Here is a 10,640-nt window from a genome sequence, read left to right on the forward strand (position 1 = left end):
GTCTCACTGCTCGAAGTGGTTCGGGCAAATGGTGCCAGCGTGGTCGACGTCATCCACTCCCGTACCGGTGGCGAACTTGCACTCGACGAAGTGGAAGTCTTCCTCACCGTCGAGACGCGTGGTCCGGACAACAAGGCGGAACTTCTGACGGCCTTCGACCGCGCCGGCTACTCAGTACGCCTGCAGAACTGACGCGAGTTACTCGTCAGGCCAGCCGCCCAGAACCGTCACGCGGAACTCCTGGTCGACCAGCCTGGCGGGTTGGTCATGCGTGCGGGCACAGCATCATCGCGGCTGCAACGCTCGGTGCTGTGGTGGCCTTGGGAAAGTAGTGCAGTCGATTCGGTGTCCGAGGCAGCAGAGGAGGCCGTCATTCACGGCGCTATTTGCCATGGCACGCACCGTCGTTTCCGCAGCTACAGGTGATTCCCGACGTGAACTGCTGGAGATGGCTGAGGCCAGGATTCCGGGAGCCACACAGGCGGGGCGACACACCTGACCCCACACCATCACTGTGCGGAGCTCAGTTTCGTCGAATCGAACCACGAATTCGCTGATGTTTGGTGCGAATGCACGTGACGTGACAGTGAGCACATTGCCAGAATTAGACAATGCGAAACATGACCGCTCCGGGAGCAGGCTCGGCAGTACCGTAAGGGAGTCGAGAGTGGGGTTCGGGCTCACGAACAGCTTTTCCGCTCGGACGCTCGTGCCCTATCATTCGACTCGTTCCCGGCAGTACGTCCGCCGCAGATCGGGTACCGATCTTCCTGCTTCCTCAGTCTCATGTTCTGTTCTCATGAAAAGTGTTGCATAGCAAACAATTCAGGCAAAGAGCGCATCATTGCCCGGGTCTTGCATGGAGACGATCGCACTCCGTGTATTTCGCTTGCAGCACGCACACTCGATCCATTCTCACTCACTGAAGGACTCGATCCATGAAGTTTCGATCCGCAACTCTTGTCGGAACGGTAGCCGCAGGTGTCCTCCTGCTCAGCGCCTGCGGCGCTGGAGGTACAAGACACGGTGATCCCGGCGCCGTCGTGACCGACGGTGCACTGAACATCACCGTTCCCGCCGATCCGGGAAATCTGTCCCCCCACAGCACCGTCGCCACCACCACTCGTCAGGTGATCGCGTTCGGCTACGACAGCTTGGTCACGATGGACGACAACGGAAAACCCAAACCCTGGTTGGCAGAAACGTGGGACGCTTCCGCCACCGAAGTCACCTTCACCCTGCGCAACGGCATCACCTGTGCGGATGGGTCCCCCCTGACCGCGCAGACCGTCGCGGACAACTACACGTGGATCGCCGACCCGGCGCACGGCTCACCGATCCTCGGACTGTTCGTGCCGATGGGATTGACTGCCACCGCTGACGACGGCGCACGAACTGTCACCCTGACATCGCCGACACCGAACCCTTTCCTGACGGAGATGACGGGCCAGGCATTCATTGCTTGTAGTCCCGTGTTGAACAACCCGAATGACTTCTCGGGCGCATTCGACGGAACCGGAATGTACGCACTCACCGACGTGAAACCTGGCGCGAGTTACACCTTGACCCGACGTAGTGACTACACGTGGGGCCCGGATGGAACCACCTCCGAGACGGCCGGCCTCCCGAAGACGGTGACCATAAACGTGGTGACGGACAATACGACTCGGGCCAATCTCCTGCTTTCCGGTGATACCAACTCTGCGACCGTGATCGGTCCGGATGCCGAACGCGTCGAGGCAAGTGGAATCGCCAGTATCCCGATGACGGCATCATCGACGCAGATGTACTTCAACCACGACCCGTCACGTATCACCGCAGACCCGGCAGTGCGCCTGGCTCTCGTGCAGGGCACGAACACCCAAGAAATCGCTGACATTCTCGTCGGCGGCCAGGGCAGTCCGACACAATCGTTCCAGGTCGGTGCACCGAAGATCTGTCCCCTCGACGATCTCTACACGTCGATTCCGGAATTCGACGCGGACAAAGCCATGAAGACACTCGATACGGCAGGCTGGACCGTGGGGTCCGACGGAACGCGAACTAAAGACGGCAAGGCGTTGACCGTCAAGATTTTGTACCGCTCCGGCACCGAAAGCGCTGCTGCCTTCGAGTATCTGGCCAGCCAGTGGAAGAAGATCGGTGTCGACGTCTCACTCCGAGCGGCGGACACAGCCGTCATCAACGGCATGCTGTTCTCGGGCGAGGAAGGCGATTGGGACATCGTCGACTGGGCAGTCGGTGCACCGTTCCCGACACTGTTCGTCCCGTTCTTCAGCGGAACCACCGTGACCAACTTCGCGCGCATCGACAACCCCGACTACGACAACCACGTCTCTGCTGCCATGGACAAACTGGGCATCAGCGGATGCTCGGAGTGGCAGGACGCTGAACGCTCCATCGTCGCGAACGCCGATGTTCTGCCGATCGGTTGGGCCGACACCTCGACGTACACCGACAAATTCACAGCTCGTATGTCTTTCCAGATCGAGCCGTGGTCGATCCGCCAGACGGACTGACGTTTCGGACGTCGAAAAACATGAGTGTTGTATTGGTATCAACGTAATGGAATCTAGTGGAGGAAATCGGATGTCGACGAAATTGCCCGCAGACCTATTGAACTCGCCGAAATGGCAGCAACTGTTTGACGAGTTGTCAGCCAAGTATGCCGTACCGGGAGCTCAGGTCGGTGTGCTCGCACTCGGTGAAGACGGTGAGGCCGACGTGCGTGTGATGACCACCGGAGTCACCAGCTTGAAGACGAAGGTCGAGGTGGATGCCGACACACTCTTCCAGATCGGATCCATCACGAAGATCTGGACCACGACGCTCATCATGCAGTTGGTGGACGAGGGCGCATTGACACTCGACACCCCGGTGGTGGAGGTGCTTCCCGAATTCGCCATCGCGGATGCGGCCAATACCAAGGAAATCACGGTGCGCCATCTGCTGACGCACACCAGCGGCATCGACGGGGATCTGTTCGTCGATACCGGCGACGGCGACGACAGTATCGAGAAGTACGTCGCGGAACTCGCCACCGCGATCAGCGTGACCCCGGCCGGCGGACATTTGAGCTACAGCAACGCCGGATTTGTCGTAGCAGGCCGCATCGTCGAGGTTTTGCGGGGCCAAACGTGGGACGAGGCCCTCGTCGACAAGATCTACCGACCACTCGGATTGACCCACGTCATCACGAAGCCGAAGGAAGCGCCGTTGTTCCGCACTGCTGTCGGACATCTCGCGAATCCCGATCGCACGTCCGCGGACAAGGTCCTTCCCAGCCCACGGTGGGGGTTGCCACGTTCGATCGGTCCGGCGGGAACCATCGCCGCCTCCATGGATTCACTGTTGGCTTTCGGTGCTGCGCATGTGCGCGACGGGCTGGGATTGACAGGCGAGCGGATTCTGTCGGAGAAATCGGCTCGAGAGATGAGGACATTGCAGGTCGACCTCAGCGACGTTTCGACGGTCGATCGGGGATGGGGGGTAGGTTGGATTCTCTCCGACTGGGGCGGGGTGACCTCTGCTCACCACGGTGGTGCCACCATCGGCCAGATCGCTCAACTGCACACCTTCCCGGAACTGGGACTCGCCATCGGTGTTCTGACGAACTCGCGTGGAGGCTCCGCTCTCGCACACGACATCGAATCCGCGATCGGAACAGCGTTGGGGTTGACGTATCCGGAACCGAGGACAGATGCGACCGCGGATGAGATCGACTTGTCTTGGGCAGTGGGTGTATACGAGTCCACAGTTATGAGAATCGAACTCACTCGCGCAGACGACGGCGGGTTCGTCGTACAGACCACAGCTAAGGTCCAGATCGACGGAGAACCGGACTCGCCGCCGTTGCCGGTGGTGCCCTTGTCCGCGTCGAGGTTCCTGGTCACGATCCAAGGTTCCACACTCGAAGCAGCGCACGTGAGCATCGACGACGACGAATACCTCTATCTGACCAGGCTGTACAAGCGGGTTACCCGGTAGTTCTACCGAACTCGCCGGAACGACTCACCCACATTTTCCTCCGAAGGTACGACAGAGAACGAATGCTCGCATGACCCGCTCGCCGACATGGATGACGCACACTCGATTCGGGTTCCCTCACACCCGGCCATCTCGGCGACGAGAGAACGAGTTGCCTTCATTCTCAACGGAACAGACCGTGCAGAAGGTTGCGTGGTGACTTCACTGTGGGAAGTCGAGAGCAACCGGGGCCCTCACCAGCCGACCTTCGACACCACTGATTCCGTTCCGCAATTCCTCGCGAACGGAGAAACTCTCTCGTTCCGGCGGACGGTCGGTGGAGCGACACAGGTGTGGGTCCTACCGCAGGGTGGGCAGCCGAACTGGTGCGTGAGGGCCTCGTGGACGCCGATGCCGTTGCGGTCCGCGGGTACAGCTACGGCGGATTCGCCACGTGCTATCTGACCTCTCATTTCCCGGAGGGTCATCACCTGTTCATTCTGCTCGGGCCGCCGTCGCACCGGATCGACGACCGTCGGCGCCTCGTGGATTGGGTGACGCGCTATGGCGGCATCGCAAACGGTTCGGCCGAGTATGGCGGTGCTGACCGCACTGCTGGACATGGCAACGTACGGACTACTGAAAGGGCGCCTATGAGTGTGCCAATCGTCGCCCCTGCAGTTCGATCCGACGCTTGGGAGAATCGGTCGCGGTGTCGCCGAATCCGCGCGAATGTGGCATCTGATGCCACGCTGAGTTCGTCGTATCTGGACGCGGTCGAGAAGCGTCGTGCTCAGATGATCGCCGAGGCCCTTGTTCCCACGCCGATCGAGGAGCTTGGGGAACGGATCCTCGACCATTCGCCAACATGGCTGGGTCTCACCGAAGATTCGATTCTGACCTGGAGCCTCGGGGTTGGCGAACGCCGAGTGTTGTTGCTCGGTGCGAGCGACAAAGGACAGTCCTCACGTGTCGACAGGAACTCACCGAAGTTGGTGGGTGGTGTAATTCGGGGACTTGGTGCTGCGGGCGCCAAACTTGGCGTCGTTCAGGCACTGTTTGCGTGCTCACTCGTTGCCGAGCGCCACGGGCCCGGGGCCCTCGACGGCGTGACCCTGCTCGTCCCAAGCGCCGGCGCGTTCGGTTCAGTGTCCTCACGCGCGCGGATCGAAGCGGAAGCTCGCGATCATGAAGCTGTGTTGGCTCTGAACCCGTCCGGTCCGAGAGGATCGTTGACGATTGCTCGTTCCGGTTCGGCGAGATATGAAGTCGTCATCACCGGTCAAACTCAGGGCGCCGACGCCGGTTTCGAACTTGCGGCGCAGATTCCGCGCATCGCTGCGCTGTCGAATTCGGTCATAGGCACGACAGTCGTCGTGACCGACGGACAGTTTGGTGCCGTGGGTTCGAAATGTTCTGTCTCCGCGATACTTTCGATCGACGTACGAGCGAGAAGCGTAGATGAATTGATGCGGGTCGATGGTGCGATTCGTGGGCTGCGGTCAGCGGTACGGGGCGCAGCGCTCGAAATTCACGGAGGGCTCGATCGGTCACCCATGGATATCGGGGTATCCGCTGAATTGTTCATGCTTGCAGGTAGGGCCGCTCGAGCGCTCGGCATCCCGGCTCCCGACGGTGTCGCGCTGGATGATGCATCCGAAGCGAACATCGCTGCAGCACTAGGTATTCCAACGCTTGACGGGTTCGGTGCGGCGCGAGCGAATGGTTCGCCGGCGGAGTTGCGCGTCGAGGCAGAATGCGTGACCGGACGTACGGCACTGCTTGCGGAGATGATCGATACCCTGGTGCGGTGCGAGCGCTGAGATCTCCTATGTGCTGCGCATGCAGACTTCGCTGACGATTCGTCGAGCAGTCTCACTGCGCTATGGATATGTTGAGGCTCGGAAAGATGACATGGTGAGGACAACCGCACAGAAAGCCAAGGGTGAGCTCGGCGTCAATGCGCCGGGGAAAATCTGTCTGACGCGGGGGAGGACGTGGGCAAGTTGTGCGAACAGTGCTGGCCAGCCGCGCCTCAGCCAGGTCAGCCGCCCTCGTTCGAGGTGGTTGCCGTCGATGATGTGGGAGATGCGTTGGTGTCGTTCGGTGGCGCCGAGGTCGGCGAGCTTCGTGTAGACGGGGTGAGCGGAAGATCATGTCGTCGGATGTGGGACCAAACATCTGCGGTGTTCCAGTTCCAGGTCGGGCAGTAGGCGATGGTCCCGTCGACGCGTTCGACGATCCCGTTGCGGCGGAGACCGCTGTGTACATCGCGCGTCTGCCGGCGGATTCGTCCGCCCGCACACCCCACAGCTCACCGGGTCCGAGCATCTCGTGCGCTCGCCGCGCCGGTCCACTGATCAACACCTCGTGCGGATCCGGCAGCGCGCCGCCGGTGGCGCGATGGTCCCACAGACCGGCGGCAGCGAGGACGTCGAGCAGGGTGGCTCTGCCGGTATCCGGTGCAGATCGAACGACCAATCCCGCGCGAGATCGCCGATGTAGTCGTAAGTTTCGGGGTGTTCGAGACCATTGTCGAAGAACACCACCGGCACATCCGGCTCCACCCGGCGTACCCAAGGTCGAGGACGACGAGGGAATCCTTGCCGCCGGAGAACGCGACGTACCCGTCGTCGCGGTGCAAATGCTCGGCGATCCGACCCCCGATCACGACCAGTGCTACCGCGCCAGTGCGGACAGTGGTCGGCCGGAGTGCCTGCAGGGCTGCCAGGTCGAGGCCGGGATCATCACCGTGAGTGGTCACGGGACCACAATAGAACCGGCCCCCGCTCGCACCGGCCCACTGCGCCGGTCCTTTCACCCATCGGATATCCATGACTGTTCTCGACGTCACCGCTGCCGCGTACACCGCAGCAGTCGGGCACCTGTTCTCGGCGCATCGGTCCCCGGACGGGTGTGCGCGGTGCGCCGGCAGCACCGAGACGATGACCATCCCGGTCGGACACGTGGTCTCCCGCAGGTTCACCGGCTACGAAACCTGGACGAACTTCCCCAGCCGAGTGCTGTGCGAGGTGTGCGTGTGGGTATACCGGCATCTTCCGCTACGCAGCTGCGCGCACATCATCATCGCGGACCGACTGACGCCGTTGATGCGCTACGACATCGAAACGCTCTCCCCGGGAACCAGGTTCGGATCCTGGGTTCAACTCGACCGCGGCAGTGCACTCGACGAAGCAAGCAGCATCTTTCCACTGTGAAGAGAAATCTTCACAGGTCAGATGTCAACCAAACGAGGGCAGTCCCGATTGCGCGAATCTACGAATCAACCCGTTTTACCTGTATTGACCGAGTGCTGTGTAGAGATCAGCGGAAGTCTAACAATTCGAGTTGGGGGCTGAATGACGTGGTGAAAGGGGAGACGAGAGGGATGCGCAGTTCGCGCAATTCGACGGACTCAATGTGCATGGACTTGCTCTTCTCCGGTTGTCTCGCAGATTTTCGTGAACATGTAATAGCCACTGGGGTCGAAGCCGGTGGATTGCCATTCCTTCGAGGCGATCAGTGGTTCGAGGTACTCGCGAAGCGCGTGTCGCCAGGCAAAGGCGGAGGCGCGGTCGACGGTTCTCAGATGCTCGATGTCTCTGGGTATTCCGACTGCGATGTCGATGCAGTCGGGTGGGATGGGGAGCATCCGAGGTGTACCGTCCTCGGTGGGTTGGAGCACCTTGAATGTATCATTCACGGCCACAGTCGAACTCGGATTTCCATCAGCGTCGAGGTCCCAGCTGACCAGCATGCGGTCGCTGGCGTCGCCGGCGTTGATACCGTCTGCCATCGATCCGTAGAAATCTGGATTGTATTCAGCCGGTTCGGCACCGAGACTTTGGATGTTGAAGTAGGCATTGCGTGCGACGAGTGGATCGAAAGTCCAACGGATCGTTCTGACACCGCGCTCGATGCACCAGTCCCGCTGATGATGCTTCAGAGCGCGGCCGATTCCCTTGCCTGCGTGCCCTGGTAGAACTCCGGCGATGTGTGAGTGCAGAACCTCGCCGAGAGGCTCGACGAAGAATCCGACGCAACCGCCGATCATTTCGCCTTCGGAGAAGGCTCCCACCACGTAGTGACCACCGTGATGAAGTGCAACCAACATTGCTGTGCCGAAATGGGCGGGTCCGGGACTGGTTGCCCAGATCTCGTCGAAAACGGCAGACAGATCGGCTATTTCGCGGGTGTCGACCAGTTCTCGAAACTCAACCGCTTTGCTTTTCGACACGAGGGCCCCCTTCAGGTGTGATCGAACGAATTAGGCCCGCAACCAACGCCGTTCTCGGGGCGATAGCGGACACGAGCGCATGCTCGGTCTCGGCGTGTGCACCGCCGCCGACGCCACCGAGGCCGTCGAGGGTGGTGATGCCGATGCCGGCAGTGAAGTTTCCGTCCGAGGCTCCGCCGACGGTAGGCGTCAGATCGTGCTCGGACTTTCTGTCAATTTGTCCGGTCACGAGCGGCGGACCGGGCGACCGGGCAACGCGTCCTCGACCACGACACCGCCTTCGACGACGGGTACTCCGCCGACGAGCACGCGGCTGATTCCGGTGGAGGGGCGGGTGCCGTCGATGTAGGTTGCGTTGTCGGTGATCCGCTCGGGGTCGAAAACGAGGATGTCCGCGTCGCTACCGGGGCTGATCCGACCTTTCGACGCCATCGAGGGAACCGACTCCTCCAGAATCTGCGCGGGGATCAACGAGCAGCGCGCGATGATCTCCGACAGCGACAGCAGTTGACGCTCGCGGTACAGCGTACGAATCGCACGTGCATAGGTTCCGGCGCCGCGGGGATGGCCGAGTGCCTTCTCCGGCAACGGCCACTGCAATGCGTCGGCAGACGAACGGCCAGGCCAGGTCAGTGGCATCGCGTCGCTCGCGATGGCGGCGCGGTCGAAAGTCATCGCCCTTTCGAGGAACTCGCGCTGCACGGTGTCGTTCTCGTCGAGGAACTCCACCAGCACCAGTCCACCGGGGTCGGTTGCCCGAAGATGTTCGAGCTGTTTGCGGTCCGCGATACGTTCACCGGTGGGTACGAATGTCAGCGATCGTGGTGTCAGATTCATCAGATGCAGCTTGTCGGGATCGAGAAACGCAGCGCCGACGGCCGTCGACCCGGAACCGTACGGATACGCCTCCGTCGTGACGCGTGATCCGGCAGCCTGAACTTGTGCCACCACCGACAACGCATGGTCGACGTGCATTCCCGAGGTGCTGTTGACGTGGCAGTAGTGCATGTGTGCGCCGGTTTCAGCTGCTGCACGGGCGATTTCAACGGCACCGTCCACCGGGCTCGACGGATCGGCCGAGATGAGCGGGCGAGCATGGGTGTAGGTGGGAACACCGGCGCGGGCCGCGAGATCCGCCACCTGCAAGTACTCGGCCGGATCGGATTTCGGGGCGTACCCGACCACCACGCCGATACCGAGAGCGCCTGCGGCCAGATCGTTTTCGAGAAGTTCGAGAATGTGTGCACGCTGGGAGGCAGAAGGTTCGCCCTGCCAACTCTTCGCCCCCAGGTGATGAAGAGTAGTGCGCATCTCGCCGTCAGCATCGACCCCGGAGAGTTCGATCATTCGGGCGTGAGCCCACGACGTCGCGTAGCCGTAGTTGATCGGGCGGCCCTCGGCGCCGGCCCGTGCGTACGCCTTCTCGACAGGAATGACGCCGGCTTCCAGTTCGAGGGCCGTCGTGACTCCGTCCAACGCCTGAAGTCGCTGCTCGGCGATTTCCTGTCCGTGGCTGTGCAGGTCGATGAATCCGGGGCAGATCACCTGACCGGTCACGTCGATCGTTCGCCGGGCTTCGATCGCGTCGTGACCCCACGCCGAGACCTTGCCGCCGGTGATCGCGATATTGCGAACCTCGTCGGTCCCCGATGCGGGATCGACGACGCGGCCGCCGGTGAACACGATGTCGTGGACCTGCATCAGAGTTGCACTCCTGTCGTTGGTCGAACCACCTGGCCCGGCGAATGTCCCGATGGTTTCACGGCCCGGGTATTGAATCCTGGTGTGAACCTCCAAAATTCAGGCGTGCTGGCAGTTCGGAAGAACAAGGTTTGCTCGCATAAGTGTGGAGATGCATGTAGGTCAATTTCTCCCATTGGTAGCGGAAGGCACTCGCATTCAATCCGTATTCGATCATTGGCGGATCGATCAGGACACACCCCGACGGCGGTGGGCGCCGGCGGGTGTTGGGTGGTGTGGGGTTCGTTTTTCGGGTGTTTTTGAATGTTGTTGTGTGTCAGTAGGTTTCGGTATTCGGTTGGTGTTGGGTTGGTTTCGTGTGTTGTGCACGGTGGTGTTTTCGTCAACGTCGAATGTTGTTGTGCTGGTTAGTGTTTCGGTGTTTCGTGTTTTCGGGTTGTTTGCGGTTTGGTGGGTGGGGGTGTATGATTGGGAGCATGATGATGACGAGGCACTGGACGCGAGACGGGGCGCTTTCCGTGACCCTTCCCCTCCTCCCCAGCCTCGTTCGGATGTCGGGTACCGGTTCAGACGTTGCGATGAATTCGATTGGTAAGAACCAAGAGTCGGAATTCAGAGGAGCGAAGCGACTCGATCGACGGCAACGGCACTCGACCCACTGCGAGCCGCGCAGCGGCTCCCTGGCGGGGAGCGCAGCGACTCGCTCCCGTCTCCCGACGCGAAGCGTCGGGGGGAC

Annotated in this window: 7 protein-coding genes and 2 pseudogenes; 5 read left to right on the top strand and 4 right to left on the bottom strand. The window is 61.2% G+C overall.

Annotation, left to right across the window (positions count from 1 at the left end):
- The 4 genes and pseudogenes from ACFT1A_RS30810 to ACFT1A_RS30825 form a co-directional block, all read left to right on the top strand.
- Nucleotides 1–192: pseudogene (locus ACFT1A_RS30810) on the top strand (threonine ammonia-lyase); the annotation flags it as partial.
- Between the two features lie 746 nt (nucleotides 193–938).
- Nucleotides 939–2,519 carry an ABC transporter substrate-binding protein gene (locus ACFT1A_RS30815; RefSeq protein ID WP_378450088.1) on the top strand — a complete coding sequence of 527 codons (1,581 nt, stop codon included), beginning with the start codon at nucleotides 939–941 and terminating at the stop codon, nucleotides 2,517–2,519.
- A 70-nt stretch (nucleotides 2,520–2,589) separates the two neighbouring features.
- The gene (locus ACFT1A_RS30820) at nucleotides 2,590–3,987 is read left to right on the top strand and encodes a serine hydrolase domain-containing protein (RefSeq protein ID WP_378450089.1); all 1,398 of its coding nucleotides are present in this window, start codon (nucleotides 2,590–2,592) and stop codon (nucleotides 3,985–3,987) included.
- A 332-nt stretch (nucleotides 3,988–4,319) separates the two neighbouring features.
- A complete protein-coding gene (locus tag ACFT1A_RS30825; RefSeq protein ID WP_378450090.1) occupies nucleotides 4,320–5,789 on the top strand; it encodes a hypothetical protein in 1,470 nt (489 codons plus the stop codon).
- A 150-nt stretch (nucleotides 5,790–5,939) separates the two neighbouring features.
- Here ACFT1A_RS30825 and ACFT1A_RS30830 read toward each other — a convergent pair.
- Nucleotides 5,940–6,730: pseudogene (locus tag ACFT1A_RS30830) on the bottom strand (phosphoadenosine phosphosulfate reductase family protein); the annotation flags it as partial.
- Between the two features lie 70 nt (nucleotides 6,731–6,800).
- Here ACFT1A_RS30830 and ACFT1A_RS30835 point away from each other — a divergent pair.
- Entirely contained in the window at nucleotides 6,801–7,184 is a 384-nt protein-coding gene (locus tag ACFT1A_RS30835; RefSeq protein WP_378450091.1) for a hypothetical protein, read from the top strand.
- 197 nt (nucleotides 7,185–7,381) lie between these two features.
- On the opposite strand, the gene ACFT1A_RS30840 is transcribed toward ACFT1A_RS30835, so the two are convergent.
- From ACFT1A_RS30840 to ACFT1A_RS30850, 3 genes are read right to left on the bottom strand one after another with little or no spacing between them, the layout of a single operon-like run.
- Nucleotides 7,382–8,203: a GNAT family N-acetyltransferase gene (locus tag ACFT1A_RS30840; RefSeq protein ID WP_378450092.1), complete on the bottom strand. Its 822-nt coding sequence runs from the start codon at nucleotides 8,201–8,203 to the stop codon at nucleotides 7,382–7,384.
- Nucleotides 8,181–8,432: a hypothetical protein gene (locus ACFT1A_RS30845; RefSeq protein WP_378450093.1), complete on the bottom strand. Its 252-nt coding sequence runs from the start codon at nucleotides 8,430–8,432 to the stop codon at nucleotides 8,181–8,183. Before ACFT1A_RS30845 ends, ACFT1A_RS30840 begins: the two co-directional genes overlap by 23 nt.
- A complete protein-coding gene (locus ACFT1A_RS30850) occupies nucleotides 8,429–9,904 on the bottom strand; it encodes an amidohydrolase family protein (RefSeq protein ID WP_378450094.1) in 1,476 nt (491 codons plus the stop codon). Before ACFT1A_RS30850 ends, ACFT1A_RS30845 begins: the two co-directional genes overlap by 4 nt.
- Nucleotides 9,905–10,640 lie beyond the last annotated feature (736 nt).

This window comes from Rhodococcus sp. NPDC057135 (assembly GCF_042670865.1).
In the GTDB taxonomy this organism is placed as follows: domain Bacteria; phylum Actinomycetota; class Actinomycetes; order Mycobacteriales; family Mycobacteriaceae; genus Rhodococcus_F.

Coding starts and splice junctions, on each gene's coding strand:
- ACFT1A_RS30835 (WP_378450091.1), top strand. CDS start 6,801: ATGACTGTTCTCGACGTCACCGCTGCCGCGTACACCGCAGCAGTCGGG.
- ACFT1A_RS30820 (WP_378450089.1), top strand. CDS start 2,590: ATGTCGACGAAATTGCCCGCAGACCTATTGAACTCGCCGAAATGGCAG.
- ACFT1A_RS30815 (WP_378450088.1), top strand. CDS start 939: ATGAAGTTTCGATCCGCAACTCTTGTCGGAACGGTAGCCGCAGGTGTC.
- ACFT1A_RS30850 (WP_378450094.1), bottom strand. CDS start 9,904: ATGCAGGTCCACGACATCGTGTTCACCGGCGGCCGCGTCGTCGATCCC.